Consider the following 16614-nt stretch of genomic DNA (forward strand, 5'->3'; position numbering starts at 1 on the left):
CGGAGCGCGCGGCGGCCCGGCACCGACGGCCGGGGACGGGTGCCCCGCGGAACGACGGGTTCCGGGGGCCGCCCGTCCCCGGCCGTCGGCGGACCCGCCGCTGACGGGGACAGCGGCGGGGGCTGGTGGCCGGGGCTCAGCGCAGGCTCTCGGCCGGGGCCCCGGCGAGCACCCGCCGGGTGGCGAAGTCGACGACCTGGGCGGCGATCTCCTCCAGTTGGGCCTGGACGCGGTCGTCCTTGCAGTCCCCGGCGGGCGAGAAGCGGGTCGTCGAGGTGTTGATGGCGGCGCCCAGCGGGGTGGGCCAGCCGCGCAGGGCGTGGGTGACGTCGCGCAGGGCGGCCAGGGTGGAGGCGGCGCCCTGCCAGCCGTTGGCGACGGCCACGCATCCGACGGCCCGTTCGCTGAAGTAGGGCCGGTCGCCCTCGCGCAGTTCCTCGACGTGGTCGAGGGCGTTCTTGACCAGGCCGGAGATGCCGCCGTGGTAGGCGGGGCTGGCCAGCACGAGGCCGTCCGCGCCGGAGATGGCGGACAGCAGCCGGCTGGCCTGCGGGGTGGTGGTGCCGCTGCGCGGGTCGTACATCGGCATGGCCAGTGCGGGGCCCGCGATCAGCTGCACCGACGCGCCGCGTCTCTGTGCCGCGTCCAGGACGATCCGCAGGGCCTGTTCGGCGGTGGACCCGGGCCGGCTCGAACCGCCGACACCGACCACGTTCACGATCCGGTGCACTGGTGGCGCCTCCTTCTCTTTTCGGGGATCTGGGGTGTTCGCGGTGCGGGTTGCGGTAGCGGGCGGACGGGCGGGCAGACGGACGGGACGGGCTGACGGGTCGTCGGGTCGTCGGGCGGAAGCAGAAGGTGATCCCACCCGCGCTCGGTGCACACGGAGTGGAACCACCTTCTGCCGCCCGTTCACGTCACACGGCGGACGCCACGCCGTCCTGGAGCTCGGGCTCCTCGGCGGCCGGGGCCGCGGGCGGACGCCTGAAGTTCAGCACGACGAGCATGATCAGCACGATGCCGGCGGCGGTGGCCCACATGGCGGTGCGCACCCCGTCGGAGGTGGCCACCCGCAGGGCCTCGCCGGTCAGTCCCTCGTGACCGGAGTTGGCGATCGCCACCAGGACGGCGAGGCCGACCGCGGCGCCGACCTGCTGGCCGGTGGCGGCGACGCCGGAGGCGATGCCCTGGTCCTCGGCCGCGACGCCCGTGGTGGCCGCGGCGTACATGGCGGTGAAGATGGTGCCCTGGCCGAGGCTCAGGATCAGGACGCCCGGGACGAGTTGCAGGTAGCTGCCGCCGGGCGAGACGGAGAAGGCGAAGGCGATGGTGCCGATCAGGCCCAGCACCAGGGCGCCGAACAGCGTGGCCCGCACGCCGAAGCGGGTGGCCAGCTTTCCGCCGGACAGGTTGCCGATGAGCACTCCGACGCACGGCAGCAGGAAGGCGATGCCGCTCTTGGTGGCGGAGTACCCGTGCACGCTCTGGAAGTACAGGGTGAAGAAGTAGGGCAGCGCGCCGAAGGTCCCCATGAAGATGAAGGTGACCACGGTGCCGGTGCTCAGGTTGCGGTTGCGGAACAGGCGCAGCGGCAGCAGCGGGTCGGGGCCGCGGCCCTCGATGGTGAAGAAGACCGCGAGGATGACCACGGCGATCGCCGCGGTGATCAGGATGGTGGGGGAGGTCCAGCCGGACTCCGGGCCCTGGACGAGGGTGAAGACCAGCAGGGTCGATCCGACGGTGGCGGTGAGCGCACCGGGCAGGTCGAACTTGCGGCCGCCGAGGCTCTGGGGGGTGTCCTTGGGGATGATGGCGAAGGCGAGCAGCATGGCGCCGCCGGCCAGCGGGACGTTGGCGAAGAAGATCGACGCCCAGCCGAAGGCGCCGGTCAGGACGCCGCCGAGCAGGGAGCCGAGGATCATGCCGCTGCCGCCGGCCCCGCCCCAGATGGCCAGCGCGCGGTTGCGCTCGGGGCCCTCGGCGAAGGTGGTGGTGACCAGCGAGAGGGTCGACGGGGCGAGGAAGGCGCCGCCGATGCCCTGGACCGCGCGGGCCACGATCAGCGTGGTGGGGTCGCCGGCCAGCGCTCCGGCCAGCGAGGAGACCGCGTAGAGGAACAGGCCGAAGGTGAACATCCGGCGGCGGCCGAAGAGGTCGGCGGCGCGGCCGCCGAGCAGCAGGAAGCCGCCGAAGGCGACGGCGTAGGCGCTGACGACCCACTGGAGGGTCTGCGCGGAGAAGCCGACGCCGGTCCGGATCTCCGGCAGGGCGACGAAGACGATGCTGTAGTCAACAGCGTAGATGCACTGGGCGAAAGCCAGCAGTGCCAGGATCAAGCCGAGGCGTCGGCGAGGCGGCGCTCCGGCGCCGGCGACTGCAGAAGGCATGGGATGTGCCTGTCCCTTCCGGGTTCTTCGAGTACTGGTCAGTGGTGCGGGGGGTGCGACGGGCCGGTGCCGGTCGGCGGGGCCGCGCTCGTGCTGCCCCGGCCGGTCGGGCCGGGCCGGGAGGCGGCCGGTGCGGTGTGCGCGATCTGTCTCATGGGCGTGCTTTCGGTGATGGGTGCGGGCAGCCCGGTCGGCTGCCCGGGACGGCTCGGTGTCCGGACGGGCGGCGGTGTCCGCCGGCCGTCGTCCTGCCGTTCCGTCAGGGCTGGAGGTGGTCGTGGAACCACTGCGCGAAGGCGGCGTCGAGCGCGTCGCGCTCGTCCCGGTCGTCGGGGAGGTGGCCGCGCGAGAGGCGGATGAAGCGCACGGTCTTGCCCAGGCCGGCGAGCTTCTCGTGGAGCTGCTCGGTGGCGTTGATGGCCACGGTGGTGTCGCCCTCGGCGTGGGCGAGCAGCAGGGGCGCCCGGATGGCGGCCGCGTGGGTGAGGGGGCTGGCCTCCCGGAGCCTGGCCAGGTCCTGCGGGTCGTCGACGTCGCCGATCCATTCGGTGACGCGGCGGCTCCAGGTGGGCGGCAGGGCGCGGATGTCGGTCTCCAGGTCGGCGGGCCCGCAGATGGCGATCCCGGCGCTCCAGTGGTGCGGCAGCCGGGCCAGGCAGCTGAGTGCGGCGAAGCCGCCGTAGGACATGCCGTGGACGCCGAGGCGGTCGCCGTCCACCCAGGGCAGCGCGCGCAGGTAGTGGGCGGCGGCGTCGAAGTCGGCGAGGTCGCCGCGGCCCCAGTCGCGGTAGATCAGGCGCTGGTAGGCCAGCCCCCGGCCGGTGGACCCGCGGACGTTGGGTGCCAGGACGGCGATGCCGGCGCGGACCAGGCGCTGGATCAGCGGGTCGTGGACGGGCAGGGCCGCCCACTCCGGGCCGCCGTGGATGGTCAGCACCGCGGGGACGGGGCCGGTCGCGGCGGGCGGGCGGTAGAGCAGGCCGGATATCTCCAGCCCGTCCGCCGAGGTGAAGCGGACCGTCCGCGGGACGACGAGGTCGTCGGGCAGGTCCTCGCCGAAGCGGGTCAGCTGCTCGGTGCGGCCGGTGTCCGGGTCGACGGAGAAGAACTCGGTGCCCCGGTCGGGGGCGCCGACCTGGGCGAGCAGGTGTCCCGCGGAGCTGAAGCGCGGGACGAAGCCGTCGTAGCCGAAGGGCTGGGAGGCGAACCCCGGCAGTTCGATCCGGATGCCGGGGGCGTCGGGGGAGCCGGCGGAGCACAGGACGGTGCGCTGGTCCTCCGGCAGGGCCCACACGACCCGGTCGGGGCCGACGACGACGTTCTCGATGTCGGCGTCCGGCGTGGCGATCCACCGCAGGGGGCGGCCGGGGACGAGCAGGGCGACGCCGAGGTGGTCGCGGCCCTCGGTGGTGCACAGGTGGATGCCGTCCTCGTTCCAGCCGCCGGGCTGGTACTTGGCGGGGCCCTCGTGCGGGGTGAGGTGCCGGCTGAGGCCGGTGGCGAGGTCGCAGGCGTACAGGTCCTGGTCGGTGTTCTGGTGGAACTTCAGGACGAGCAGCTGCCGGGAGTCGGGGGAGAAGCAGACGGGCACGTAGCGGTCGTCGCCCTGCAGGACCATCGTGCAGGCGCCGGTGTCCAGGTCGCGCACGTAGACGTCGAGGCAGGTGGCGTCGCGGGCGCTGGTGGCGTAGGCGAGCAGGCGGCCGTCGGGGCTGTAGGGGGTGCTCGCGGTGGAGTACGGCACGCCTATCTCGCGCCGGACGCCGGGCTCCCGGGCTATCCACTCCACCTCGCCGGTGGCGGGGTCGATCTCGGCCAGCCGGTAGTCCTGGCCGCCGGTGACGTCGACCACGGCGAGCAGCCGGGTCTCGTCGGGCCGCCACGCCAGGCGGGTGACCGCGCCCTCGACCGGGAGGATGCGCCGTTCGCCGTCCCAGGTCTGGAACCAGGGCTGCGGGCGGCCGGACTCGTCGCCGACGTATGCGAAGCCGTCCTTCGCGGGCCAGGCTCCCCAGAGGGTCATGAGTGGGCCGCCAGGGCGAGTTGGATGCTGGCGGCGGCGACGATCCCGCGGCGGAACCGGTCGAGGTCGAGGTTCTCGTCGGGCGCGTGGTTGGCCTCGTCGGCGTTGGCCAGCGGCACGCCGTAGCAGGGGCAGGAGAGCACGTCGCTGAGGACGGCCATGGGCAGGCTGCCGCCGAGCGAGGGCACCAGCAGGGGCCGCTGGCCCAGGACGTCCTCGACCGCCCGGAGGATGGTGGCGGTGTAGGGGGTCTCGGGCAGGGTGGTGGAGGGGGCCATGGCGGCGCCGGGGACGAACTCGACGTCGGGGGCGTGCCGGGCGACGTGGCGCCGGATGGCGTCGGCGACCTGCTCGGGGCTCTGGCCGCCGACCAGGCGGGCCTCGCAGCGGGCGACGGCGACGTCGGGGATCACCGCGCGGTGGTCGCCGGAGTCCTCGCAGCTGAGGGAGTTGACGGTCAGGGTGGGCCGGGCCAGGCGTTCGTGGAACCCCAGGGCGGCGGGCGGTTCCATGCCGGTCGCGCCGATCCCCCGGAGCGTCGCGGCGACGTCGACGGGCAGGTCGGCCAGGGCGGCGAGCTGGCCGTCGGTCAGCGGGGCGACCCGGTCGGCGAAGCCGGGGACGGTGACGGTTCCGTCGGCCGTGCGCATGGTGGCCAGCAGCTGCACCAGCGTCCAGGCGGGGTTGGGGGCGATCCCGCCCCAGTTGCCCGAGTGCAGGGGCCGGTCGGCGCCCCGGGCGCGCAGTTCGAACATCAGGATGCCGCGGACGCCGAGGACCACGCTGGCCCGGCCGGAGTCGTCGACCGGGCCGTCGCTCCAGATCACCAGGTCGGGCCGGCCGACCTGGCGCACGGCCGTGGCGAGGTTGGGGCTGCCGATCTCCTCCTCGCCGTCGAGCAGGACGGTGACGCGGCAGGGGAATCCGCCGGTCAGTTCCCGCAGGGCGCGCAGGCCCAGGAGTTGGGCGAGGTGCTGGCCCTTGTTGTCCCCGGTGCCGCGGCCGTACATGCGGCCGTCGCGGATGGAGGGGACGAAGGGGGGTGAGGTCCACAGTTCCAGCGGTCCGGCCGGCTGGACGTCGTAGTGGCCGTAGATCAGGACGTGCGGTCCGGGGCCGTCGGCGGTGCCCACCAGGGCGGGCCAGCCGCCGGTGTCGACCTCGCGGGCCTCCAGGCCGGAGGCCCGTAAGAGGCGTAAGCCGTGGGCGGCGGCTTCGGCCATGCCCTCACCGGTGCGGCTGACGCTCGGCCGGGAGATCCAGTCCGCCAGCTCACCGTCCAGATCGCGGGCCTCGACCCACTCCTGGAGCTGCTTGATCACAGACCCTCCAACCGATTGCACAGAATGAAATCGATACGCAGTCAAGCAAACTGACGGCCCGTTGGCAAGGTAGAGTCCAGTCCGTGGAAGCGACCATCGAAGACCTCAAAGCCCTCGGACACCCGGTACGCTGGCGAATCCTGCGGCTGTGCCTGGACCGCGCCTTCACCAACAAGGAGCTCTCGGTCGAACTCGACCTCGCTCCTGCGACCACCCTGCGCCACGTCCGCGCACTGGTGAAGACCGACTTCCTGGTGGCGGAACCGGTCTGCACCGGCGAGCACGGCGCGCTCCAGCGGCCCTACCGGGCCACCGCGCGCACCCGGGGGCTGATCATCCCGCCCGACGACTCCGGTCTGGCCCAGCAGGTCGACCTGGCCGTCCTGGGCGCCCACCGGACCGAGTTGATAGCCGCGGGCAAGGACTCCGGACGCGGCGCCAAGCGCGGGGTGCTCCGGCTGCGGCCCGAGTCGGTGGACGCGCTGCACCGCCGGATCGAGGCCCTGATCGCCGAGTGCGCCGACGAGGCCGACGGCGAGCCGTTGAGCTACCTGTGGTCGCTGGCCGCCCGTCCGCCGATCGACCCCGACCCCCGCGAAAACAACGGGTCAGGCACGATTGACCGATCGACGTGACCGGTGCTTGACTCATTCACCATTCGAGTGAAACGCCCGGAGCCGCCACGGCGGCCGACCGGGAGACGGCACGATTTTGCTTTTTCGAACGTGCGCACCGAGGTCCGGACCGGGCAATCCGCCGGGCCGGACCATGGGTGCGGCACGGGCTGGGCGGGGCGGTTCCGCACACCCTGGGTACCGAATCCGGGGAAACCCGAAGCACTGAATCTGGAAAAGGTCAACGAATGAAGATTGTCATTGCCGGCGGCCACGGAAAGATCGCCATGAGGTTAACCCGGCGGCTCGCGCGACGGGGCGACTCCGTCGTGGGCATCGTGCGCAACCCCCGCCACGTCGAGGACATCAGGAAGATCGGCGGGGACGCCGCCCTGCTCGACCTCGAACGCGCGACGGTGGACGAGGTGGCCGCGGTCGTGGCCGGAGCGGACGCCGTCGTCTTCTCTGCCGGCTCCGGCAACAGCGCCACCGCCGCCCGCCGGGACAAGATGGACCGCGCCGCCGTCGTGCTCGTCATGGACGCGGCCGAGAAGGCCGGCGTGCGCCGGTTCCTGCACGTCAGCTCGATCAACGTCGGCTGCGCCGAGGACCGCGGCATCGGCGAGGGATACGCCGTCTACCTGCGGGCCAAGCACGCCGCCGAGCAGCACGTCTTCTCCCGCACCGAGCTGGACTGGACGGTCCTGCGGCCCGGCGTGCTCACCGACGGCGGCGGCGAGGGCACCGTCGAACTCACCGCCGGCGCCAGGGTCGCCCCCCGGCACGCCAGGTTCGACCAGGTCGCCCGGGAGGACGTCGCCGGCGTCCTGGAGGCGCTCATCGACCGGCCCGCCACGGCCGGCCGCATCTACGTGGTGGTCGGCGGATCGACCCCCGTCGAGAAGGCGGTCGACGCCGCCTAGGCCGCACCCCGCGGCCGCGCCACCCGGGCCCCGGAACGGCGCGGCACCGGTCCGGAGCGGATTCCCGGCGTCGGTTCCGACGCCGGGAATCCGCGAATGCCCGCCGGTCGTTCCGTGGACCACGGACCGGCCGCGGGCTCCGGCAGGAGCGGTACGGAACGTCGCGCGAACGGCGGCGTCCCGCACCCTGCCGGAAAACGGACGGACGGAATTCCGTTTGCCCCCCGCCCGGTCACATTCCGGGCGGGGATCGCAGCACGAAATGTATCCTTTCATGATGCAGGGGGGGTTCCTTGTTGTGCAGTCAATTGTCGAGACGGGACCGGCGCACCGAGTCGGCATCGTGATCACCGGCAGCGGCACCGTGAAAGCGACACCGGCGAACGAATCCGCCGGACACCGATTAGGCTCTCTCGCACTGGCCGAGCCGCCGCCCCACCATCCGGCGGACGCCCCGGTCGGCTGCACCCACTGGGCGGTGACCGCGGCCGCCATCTCCCCCTGGGAGGGGGCGGCCGCCGGTGCGGTCGCCCGCCCGGGAACGGAGGACGGCGCCGAGGGCCACGAGGCCCGGGACCACTGGGCCGACCTGTTGTTCCTGGACGGCTGCGCCGCCGGGGGCACCGCCCCCGAACCGTCCCCGGCCGGGCGGCACGTGCTCGACGCGGCGATCCGGCCGGCGGTCACCACCCTGGTCGTCGCGGCCCGGGCCCCCGCCGCCGACCCGCCCGAGCCGGGCCGGCCCTGGTTCGCCGAGATCGGCTACGCGCACTGCTTCGCGCTGCTGATGGCGGGTCAGGTCCGCCACGCGTGCCGGATCGCCGAGAACGGCTACCGCCACGAGGTGGCCGCCGGGAACACCGCGCGGGCCGACGGCTGGCTGGCGATGCGCGGCCGGGTCACCGACGCGGTCGGCGCCGCGCACCCGTTCGGCTTCCCCGCTCCCCGCCTCATGCTGGCACCGCGCCCCGCCGCACTCGCCGTCTTCGGCGACCAGGCCGCCGCCGACCGGGACGGGCAGCACGAGGAGCGCCTCTTCCTCCCCTGGTCGACGCTCAGCCGGGCCTGGGCCACCGCGGCCGGCGGGAACACCACCCTCGCCGCCCGCCAGGCCCTGGCCGCCGCCGAAACCGCCATGGCCCTGGGCCAGTACGCCGTCGAGGCCACCGCGAGCTACGACGCGGCCCGGCTGGGCAACCCGCACGCCGTCCGCCACCGCCTGGCCGCGCTCACCCACCTGGTCCCCGGACCGGTGGTGCCGACCCTGGCCGACGCGGCGGCCGCCCTGTCCCGCTCCGACCCCGCGGCCCTGGACCTCGTCACCGCGAAGTTCACCGAGCTGGGCATGGACCTGCTCGCCGCGGAGACCGCCACCGCCGCGGCCGCCCTGCGCCGCACCTGCGCACCCCCCAGCACCCTCGCCTGTCCCACCGCGACGACCCCGCTGCTGCAACTGACCGCACCCCTGGTCGGGCTCACCAGCCGCGAACGGGACGTCGTGCTCCTGGCCGCGGGCGGCTCCACCAGCCCCGTCATCGGACACCGGCTGGCGCTGTCCGCCCGCACCGTCGACAACTACCTGGGCCGCGCCTACCAGAAGCTCGGGGTGGCCAACCGCCGCGAGCTGGGCCCGCTGGTCGTCGGCGACCGCATCCAACCGCCCGTCCACGTCGAAGGGAAACAGCGATGACCTCCATGAGCGACCTCGAGAAGATATCGGCCAACCGGGAAGGCTTCAACCTGCGAGCACGGGCGCACATGCAGTCCTCCTACTACAGCGTCGAGCGGTTCAAGCAGGGCTACAACATGCTGCGCAAGCTGGAGCAGGAGGAGCTCGGCGACGTCAGCGGCAAGTCCCTGCTCGAACTCCAGTGCCACATCGGCGTCAACTCGCTCTCGCTCGCCCGCCTGGGCGCGAAGGTCACCGGCACCGACATCTCCGACGAGGCCATCGACATCGCCCGCGAACTGGCCGCCGACCTCGACCTCGACGCCAGCTTCGTCCAGGCCAACCTCTACGACCTGCCCGACGTCCTGGACGGCCAGTTCGACATGGTCTTCACCGGGTACGGCACCCTGTCCTTCCTGCCCGACATCGACCGCTGGGCCGAGATCGCGGCGCAGTACGTCAAGCCGGGCGGCACCCTCACCGTGGTCGAGATCCACCCCATGCTGACCCTGTGCAGCGACGTGGACGGCGAACTGCGGATCGCCCGTTCGCTGTTCAAGTCCCGGGACGTGCACCACGAGATGTCCTCCAGCTACGCCGACAAGATCGCCGACGAGGTGGAGGTGGAGACCCACAGCATCTACGGCTGGCGCTGGAGCGTGGAGCAGGTCATCAACGCCCTCGTCAAGGCCGGCCTGACCATCGAGCGGGTCCGCGAGGTCCCCTACGACGCCCGGCAGCGGCTCCCGCTGATGGTGCCCGACGGCGAGCACAACTGGCGCATCCCCGGCGACCCGATCCCGCTGTCCTTCTCCTGCGTCGCCCGGCGGCGGTGACCGCGCCATGGCGGAGCAGATCGTCGCGACCCCGGAAATCCGCGAGTACGTGCGGGCCGTCTCCCTGCGGGAGGACCCGCTGCTGGCCGAACTGCGGGAGCAGACCGCCGGGTTGCCCGGCGGCTCGGCGATGCAGGTGATGGCCGAGGAGGGCCAGCTGCTGGGGCTCCTGGTCGGCCTGACCGGCGCCCGGTCGGTCCTGGAGATCGGCACCTTCACCGGCTACAGCACGCTGTGCATGGCCCGTGCGCTGCCGCCGCAGGGCACGCTCGTCACCCTCGACCTCCACGGGCGGTGGCCGGCCATCGGCGCCGACTACTGGCGGCGGGCCGGCGTCGCCGACCGGATCGACGTCCGGCTCGGCGACGCGGCGCAGACCCTGGGCGCCCTCCTCGACGAACGGGGCAAGGAGAGCTTCGACCTCGTCTTCATCGACGCCGACAAGGCCAACTACGGCACCTACTACGAGGCCGCGCTCGGCCTCACCCGCCCGCAGGGGCTGATCGTGATCGACAACACGCTGTTCTTCGGCCGGGTCGTCGACCCCGACAGCCACGACCCGGACACCGTCGCGGTCCGGGCCCTCAACACGGCGCTGCACGAGGATCCCCGGGTGGACGTCTCCATGCTCACCATGGCCGACGGCATCACGCTGGCCCGCAAGCGCTGACACCGCGGCCCCGGAGACGGGCCCGGTGACCCGAGGAACCAGGGAGTCCCCCGACCGCCGGTCGGGGGACTCCGCCGCGTTCCGGGACGCCTGCACGTGTGCCGGAACGCCGACACGCAGCCCCGCACGCGCCTGCGCCTGCTCCCGTACGCGCCTGCTCCCGTACGCGCCTGCGCCCGCCCGCTCCCGCCGGTGGGCGGGGACGGACGGGCGCGGGCGCCGCTGCCCGGTGCGCGCCCGCAAGGCGCGCCGGAGGGGGAGCGACGGGTCAGGGCGCGGCGGCCAGCGCGACCGCGGTCAGGCGCAGCGTCTCGGGCGCCGGCCTGGGGGCCGGCGTGATGTGCAGCCGCTGCGTCCGGCCGCCCTCGGGCTGGGACAGCTGGGCCAGGCAGGCGCAGAGCTCGTCGGTGAACCCGGCGAAGCGGTAGGCGACCTCCATGACCCGGTTGCGCGGGGTGGGGCGGAAGTCCGCGATCAGGTGCGCGCCGGCCGCGGCCGCCTCGCTGACCAGCCAGTTCAGCACGGTGGCGCCGGCGCCGAAGGAGACGACGCGGCAGGAGGTGGCCAGCAGCTTGAGGTGCCAGACCGCCGGGCCGCGTTCGACCAGGGCGACGCCGACGGCGCCGTGCGAGCCGAAGCGGTCGCTCATCGTGACGGCGAGGACCTCGTGCCGGGCGTCGTCCAGGAGCGCGCGCAGGTCGGCGTCGGAGTAGTGCACGCCGGTGGCGTTCATCTGGCTGGTGCGCAGGGTGAGTTCCTCCATGCGCGAGAGGTCCTCGTGGGTGGCCCGGCGGATCTCCATCGCGAGCTCCAGGGAGCGCAGGAACTCCTGCGAGGGGCCCTCGAAGGACTCCTGCTCGGCCTGGCGGCGCGCGTTGGCCTGGTACATCTGGCGGCGGCGGCGCGAGTCGACGGTGACCGTGGCCGGGGTGAACTCGGGCAGGTCCAGCAGCCCGGACGCGGCCTCGGCCGGGTAGCAGCGCACCTGCGGGAGGTGGAAGGCCACTTCGGCCCGCTCGGCGGGCTGGTCGTCGACGAAGGCGATCGTGTGCGGGGCGAACTTCAGCTCGTCGGCGATCTCCCGGACGGACGTCGACTTGGGGCCCCAGCCGATCCTGGCCTGGACGAAGTACTCGGCGAGGCCGAGGTCCTCCAGGCGCTGCCAGGCGGGCCGGTGGTCGTTCTTGCTGGCGACCGCCTGGAGGATGCCGCGGGCGTCGAGGCCGAGGACGGTCTCCCGGATCCGCTCGTCCACGGCGACGTCGTCGCCCTCCAGCAGGGTCCCCTTCCACAGGGTGTTGTCGAGGTCCCAGACGACGCACTTGACGGTGGGGGGCGGTTGGTCGGACGGCTGCGGTCCGCTCACTGCGCCGACTCCTTTCGCGCGGTGGTTCTCCCGGTGGCCAGGGCGTGCCTGGCGAGTTCGAGCTGGCAGATCTCGCTGCTGCCCTCGATGATCTCCATCAGCTTCGCGTCGCGGTAGGCGCGGGCGACGACGTGGCCGTCGACGGCGGCGGCGGAGGCCATCGCCTGTAGGGCCGAGGCGCTGCCCAGGACGGCCTGGGTCGCGCTGACGTGCTTGGCCAGGACGGTGGAGATGACCTGGTTCGGCGAGCCGGCCTCCCAGTGCCCGGCGGCCTCCCGGCACACGCCGGTGGCGATCCGCTCGGAGGCGTAGAGCTCGGCGATCCGGCGGGCGACGAGCTGGTGCTCGCCGATCGGCCGGCCGAACTGGCGGCGGGTGGCGGCGTGTTCGGTGACGGCGGCCAGGCAGCCGCGCAGGATGCCGACGCAGCCCCAGGCCACGGACATCCGGCCGTAGGCGAGGGCGGTGGTGATCAGGAAGGGCAGGGCGAGCGCGGCGCCGCCCAGCACGTTGGCGGCGGGCAGGCGCACGCCCTCCAGGTGGACCTGGGCGTGGCCCGCCGCCCGGCAGCCCATCGGGTGGACGACCTTCTCGATCCGCACGCCCGGGGCGTCGGCGGGGACGACCACGGCGACGGCGCCGTCCCCGCTCCTGGCGATGACCACGATCAGGTCGGCGTAGGCGGCGGCGGTGATCCAGGTCTTCTCGCCGTCCAGGACCACGTCGTCGCCGTCGTACCGGGCCCGGGTGCTCATGGCACCCAGGTCGCTGCCGGCGTCGGGTTCGCTGAACGCGACGGCCGCGAGGCGGCCGCCGGTCAGCCGGGGCAGGAAGGCGGCGCGCTGCTCGGCGCTGCCCAGCCGCTGGATGGTCCAGGCGGCCATGCCCTGGGAGGTCATCACGCTGCGCAGCGAACTGCACAGGCTCCCGGCGTGGGCGGTGAGTTCGCCGCTGTCGAGGCTGGTGAGGCCGAGGCCGCCGTACTGCTTGTGGACCTCGGCGCACAGCACGCCGGCGGCCCCCAGTTCGCCCAGGACGGTGCGGGGGATCTCGCCGGCGGTGTCCCAGGCACCGGCCTCCCGCCGCACCAGGTTCCAGATGTCCCGGTCCCCTGGGGTCGGCGCGTCAGACATCGGTGGCGGCCTGCGCCTGGAGCCGGCCGACCAGGGCGGCCATGCTCTTGACGGTGCGGAAGTTGGACAGCTGCAGGTCGGGCCCGGCCACGGTGACGGCGTAGGTCTGCTCGAGGAAGACCACCAGCTGCATGGCGAACATCGAGTTGGCCAGGCCGGTGGTGAACAGGTCCTGGTCGGCGTCGGGGGTGGTGCGGGTCTCCTCCGCGACGAAGCGGGTGATCCGGTCGATGACGGCGTCGGTGTCGAGGGGCGCCTTGGCGGTGTGCTGCTCGGGGGTCATGACTGTCCCTCACTGGTGTAGGAGTAGAAGCCGCGGCCGCTCTTTCGGCCGAGCTCGCCCCGCCGGACCTTCTCGAGGAGCAGCTCGCTGGGGCGAGCGCGCTCGTCGCCGGTCCGGGCGTGGAGTTCTTCCAGGGCGTCGACCAGGTTGTCGATGCCGATCAGGTCCGCGGTGCGCAGCGGGCCGGTGGGGTGGCCGAGGCAGCCCTGCATGAGGGTGTCGACGTCCTCGGCGGTGGCGGTGCCCTCGCTGACGATGCGGGCGGCGTCGTTGATCATGGGGTGCAGCAGCCGGCTGGTGACGAAGCCGGGCGCGTCGCGCACGACGACCGGGCGGCGGCCGATCCGGGTGAGGGTGGACAGGACCCGCTCGACGGTCCGGTCGGTGGTCCGGGGCCCGCGGATGACCTCGACCATCGGGATGAGGTAGGCGGGGTTCATGAAGTGGGTGCCGATGAGGCTGCCGGGGTCCTTGACCCAGGCGGCCATCTCGTCGATGGGGATGCCGGAGGTGTTGGAGATGACGGGCGTCCCGGGGCCGACCAGCGCCGAGACGGCGGCCAGGACCTCCGCCTTGCGGTCGGGCGCCTCGGTGACGGCCTCGATCACCACGGCGGCGTCGGCGACGTCGTGCAGCCGCAGGGTGGTGTGCAGCCGGCCCGGGGCGGTGCCGGCGGGCAGCGCCCCGGTCAGCTGGGCGTGCCGCAGGCCGTGCCGGATCGCGGTGGTGGCGCGGTCCAGCACGCCCTGGTCGATGTCCACCAGGACGACGGGCAGTCCCTGCCCGAGGACGAGCGTCGAGATTCCGGTGCCCATGACGCCCGCACCTACGACGGCGATCAGCGGCTCGTCCATGACGGCTCCTCCAGACCCAGGGGTTCGTAGCTTCCGGTGTCCGGGCCGATCCAGTAGCGGGTGCGCTGGAAGGGGTAGCCCGGGAGGGACACCCGCCGCGGCCGCGCGGTGCCGCGGACGGCGTCCCAGTCGATGTCGGTGGCGGCCCGCCACAGGGTGCCGAGGGTGTCCAGCAGGGTGGCGAGGCCGGCCCGGTCGGTGTCGGCGGAGCCGAGCGAGGGCAGCGCCGTGAGGTGCCGGGTGTCCTCCTGGCGGCCGAGGTCCGCGGTGAGGCGGTCGGCGGGCCCCATCACCAGCAGGACGTGGTCGGCCAGGGCGGCCGCCGCGCGCAGGGCGTCGGCGAAGGGCGCCGGAGCGCTCAGCTGGCGGGCCCAGCCGGCCGGGTCGGCGGTGTCCTCCGCGGTGGCCCAGGTGCCGGTGGCCGCGGTGCTGTAGAACAGCCGGGGCGGCCCGGGGTTGCGGCCCACCACGTCGGCGGCGAAGGCCGCGGCGTGGGCGTCGGCGGAGCCGGGGTCGGCGGCGGTGCGGGCGCGCGCGAGGGCGGCCGCGGCGGTGACGGCGAGGGCGTCGGGCAGGTCGAGGACGCCGGCCAGGCAGGCCGCCACGTACTCGCCGTCGCCATCGCCGATCACGGCGGCGGGCTGGACCCCCCAGGACTGCCACAGCCGGGCCAGGGCCCACTGGAGGGTGAAGGCGGCGAGCGCGGTGGCGCGCGGGTCGGTGCGGTCCGCGTCCGCGCCGCGGTCGGCCGCGGCGCGGGAGCCGTCCGGGTCGGCGGGGAAGAGCAGGGCGCGCAGGTCCTGGCCGAGCAGCGGGCGGGCCAGCTCGGCGCAGTGGTCGACCTCGCGGGCGAAGACGGCTTCGCTGCGGTAGACCTCCGCGGCGGCCCCGGGGCGGTGACCGGCGCTGCCCGGCAGCACGAAGATGCTGCGGCGGGCCTTCGCGGTCCCCGCGGCGCCGGGGGCGGCCGCCTCGCGCAGGGCGGCCACGGCCTCGGCGCGGTCGCGGCACACCAGGTGGCGGCGGTGCGCGAAGGCGCGGCGGCCGACCTGGAGGGTGTGCGCGACGTCGGCGAGGTGCAGGTCCTCGTCGCCCTCCAGGCGCTCGGCGAGGGCGGCGGCGGCGTCGTCCAGCGCCCGGGGGGTGCGGGCGGACAGCAGGAGCAGGTGGTGCTCGCGCGAGCCGGGTGCGGCGGGGCGCGGCGCGGGCGCCTCCTGCAGGACGATGTGGGCGTTGGTGCCGCCGACGGCGAAGGCGCTGACGCCGGCGCGGCGCGGGGTGGCGCCGCGCGGCCAGGGGCGGGCGGTGGTCGGGACGTAGAAGGGGGTGCGCTCCAGCAGGAGGGCCGGGTTGGGCGCGTCGTAGTTGATGCTGGGCGGGATCTCGGCGTGCTGGAGGGCCAGGACGGCGCGGGTGAAGCCGGCGGCTCCGGCGGCGGCGTCCAGGTGGCCGATGTTGGCCTTGGTGGAGCCGATCGCGCAGTACCCGCGCTCCTCGGTGCCGAAGGCCTGGGTGAGGCCGGCGAGTTCGATCGGGTCGCCCAGCGGGGTGCCGGTGCCGTGGGCCTCGACGTAGCCGATGCTCTCGGCGCCGACGCCGGCGACGGCCTGGGCGGTGGCGATCACCTCGGCCTGGGCCTGCATGCTCGGGGCGTTGAAGCCGAACTTCGAGGAGCCGTCGTTGTTGAGGGCGCTGCCCAGGATCAGGGCGCGGATGTTGTCGTTGTCGGCGAGCGCGTCGCTGAGGCGGCGCAGGGCCACGACGGCCACGCCGTACCCGGGCACGGTGCCGCTGGAGGAGGCGTCGAAGGGGCGGCAGTGCCCGTCGCGGGCGAAGATGCCGCCCGCGACGACGGGGTAGCCGCCGATCAGCGGGATGGGCAGGGCGACTCCCCCCGCCAGCGCCATGTCGCACTCGTGGCCCAGCAGGGCCTGGCAGGCGAGGTGGATGGCGACCAGGGAGGTGGAGCACGCGGACTGGACGGTCATCGCCGGGCCGCGCAGGTCGCACAGGTAGGCGGCCCTGGTGGCGAGGAAGTCCTTGTCGTTGTACGGGCGGGCGGAGAAGGCCGCCAGGGAGCCGCGGAAGCGGGCGTTGGCCAGCAGGTTGAGCGGGAGGTACTTGCTGGCGAAGCAGCCCGCGTAGACGCCGATCGAGCCGTCGAAGCGGGCCGGGTCGTGGCCGGTGTCCTCCAGGGCGTGCCAGACGGACTCGGCGAAGATCCGCTGCTGGGGGTCGCTGATCTCGGCCTGCTCGCGGGTGTAGCCGAAGAAGTCGGCGTCGAAGCGGTCGGCGTCCTCGATGACCCCGGCGGCGGGCACGTAGTCGGGGTGGGTGATCATCTCCTTGGGCCAGCCGGCGTCGGTCAGCTGCTCGGTGCTGAACCGGGAGATCGACTCCACCCCGTCGCGCTGGTTGCGCCAGAACGCGTCGACGGTGGGGGCGCCGGGCAGCCGTGCGGTGAGCCCGACGACCGCGATCGGTTCCATGCTGTCTTCTGTCTCGGTACTCACCCGAGGCCCCCTCGTGCTCGT

At 73.9% G+C, this 16614-nt stretch carries 14 protein-coding genes; 5 read left to right on the forward strand and 9 right to left on the reverse strand.

From position 1 onward, the window contains the following. Positions 1-136: 136 nt before the first annotated feature. The 4 genes from HUT16_RS33170 to HUT16_RS33185 all read right to left on the reverse strand — a co-directional run bounded on the left by HUT16_RS33170 (position 137) and on the right by HUT16_RS33185 (position 5732). Positions 137-730 carry an NADPH-dependent FMN reductase gene (locus tag HUT16_RS33170; RefSeq protein ID WP_176191704.1) on the reverse strand — a complete coding sequence of 198 codons (594 nt, stop codon included), beginning with the start codon at positions 728-730 and terminating at the stop codon, positions 137-139. A gap of 187 nt (positions 731-917) precedes the next feature. Continuing rightward, positions 918-2387, reverse strand: coding sequence for an MFS transporter (locus HUT16_RS33175; RefSeq protein WP_176191705.1), 1470 nt, complete (start codon positions 2385-2387; stop codon positions 918-920). Between the two features lie 259 nt (positions 2388-2646). After that, complete coding sequence (locus tag HUT16_RS33180) at positions 2647-4410, reverse strand: alpha/beta fold hydrolase (RefSeq protein ID WP_176191706.1); 1764 nt, start codon at positions 4408-4410, stop codon at positions 2647-2649. Then, positions 4407-5732, reverse strand: a complete 1326-nt coding sequence (locus HUT16_RS33185; protein ID WP_217712127.1) for a M20/M25/M40 family metallo-hydrolase — start codon at positions 5730-5732, stop codon at positions 4407-4409. Before HUT16_RS33185 ends, HUT16_RS33180 begins: the two co-directional genes overlap by 4 nt. Before the next feature lie 83 nt (positions 5733-5815). On the opposite strand from HUT16_RS33185, the gene HUT16_RS33190 reads away from it, so the two are divergent. From HUT16_RS33190 to HUT16_RS33210, 5 genes are all read left to right on the forward strand, one after another. Next, positions 5816-6367 (forward strand): transcriptional regulator, encoded by a 552-nt coding sequence (locus tag HUT16_RS33190; RefSeq protein WP_254898103.1) that lies wholly within the window; start codon positions 5816-5818, stop codon positions 6365-6367. 227 nt (positions 6368-6594) lie between these two features. Continuing rightward, on the forward strand, positions 6595-7269 hold the full coding sequence (locus HUT16_RS33195; protein WP_176191708.1) for an NAD(P)H-binding protein: 675 nt from the start codon (positions 6595-6597) through the stop codon (positions 7267-7269). A gap of 478 nt (positions 7270-7747) precedes the next feature. Next, positions 7748-8959, forward strand: a complete 1212-nt coding sequence (locus HUT16_RS33200) for a helix-turn-helix transcriptional regulator (protein ID WP_176191709.1) — start codon at positions 7748-7750, stop codon at positions 8957-8959. A 5-nt stretch (positions 8960-8964) separates the two neighbouring features. Continuing rightward, positions 8965-9774 (forward strand): class I SAM-dependent methyltransferase, encoded by an 810-nt coding sequence (locus tag HUT16_RS33205; protein WP_217712128.1) that lies wholly within the window; start codon positions 8965-8967, stop codon positions 9772-9774. A 7-nt stretch (positions 9775-9781) separates the two neighbouring features. Beyond that, entirely contained in the window at positions 9782-10444 is a 663-nt protein-coding gene (locus tag HUT16_RS33210; protein WP_176191710.1) for an O-methyltransferase, read from the forward strand. Positions 10445-10712: 268 nt separating this feature from the next. Here HUT16_RS33210 and HUT16_RS33215 read toward each other — a convergent pair whose 3' ends face one another. From HUT16_RS33215 to HUT16_RS33235, 5 genes are read right to left on the reverse strand one after another with little or no spacing between them, the layout of a single operon-like run. Further along, entirely contained in the window at positions 10713-11810 is a 1098-nt protein-coding gene (locus HUT16_RS33215) for an HAD family hydrolase (protein WP_176191711.1), read from the reverse strand. Then, positions 11807-12943: an acyl-CoA dehydrogenase family protein gene (locus tag HUT16_RS33220; protein WP_176191712.1), complete on the reverse strand. Its 1137-nt coding sequence runs from the start codon at positions 12941-12943 to the stop codon at positions 11807-11809. The genes HUT16_RS33215 and HUT16_RS33220 overlap by 4 nt, the downstream gene beginning before the upstream one ends. Beyond that, positions 12936-13226 (reverse strand): acyl carrier protein, encoded by a 291-nt coding sequence (locus tag HUT16_RS33225; RefSeq protein WP_176191713.1) that lies wholly within the window; start codon positions 13224-13226, stop codon positions 12936-12938. Before HUT16_RS33225 ends, HUT16_RS33220 begins: the two co-directional genes overlap by 8 nt. Beyond that, positions 13223-14080: a 3-hydroxyacyl-CoA dehydrogenase family protein gene (locus tag HUT16_RS33230; protein WP_176191714.1), complete on the reverse strand. Its 858-nt coding sequence runs from the start codon at positions 14078-14080 to the stop codon at positions 13223-13225. Before HUT16_RS33230 ends, HUT16_RS33225 begins: the two co-directional genes overlap by 4 nt. Continuing rightward, positions 14065-16569 carry a type I polyketide synthase gene (locus HUT16_RS33235; protein ID WP_176191715.1) on the reverse strand — a complete coding sequence of 835 codons (2505 nt, stop codon included), beginning with the start codon at positions 16567-16569 and terminating at the stop codon, positions 14065-14067. Before HUT16_RS33235 ends, HUT16_RS33230 begins: the two co-directional genes overlap by 16 nt. Between the last annotated feature and the right edge of the window lie 45 nt (positions 16570-16614).

Source organism: Kitasatospora sp. NA04385 (assembly GCF_013364235.1).
Taxonomy (GTDB): Bacteria; Actinomycetota; Actinomycetes; order Streptomycetales; family Streptomycetaceae; genus Kitasatospora.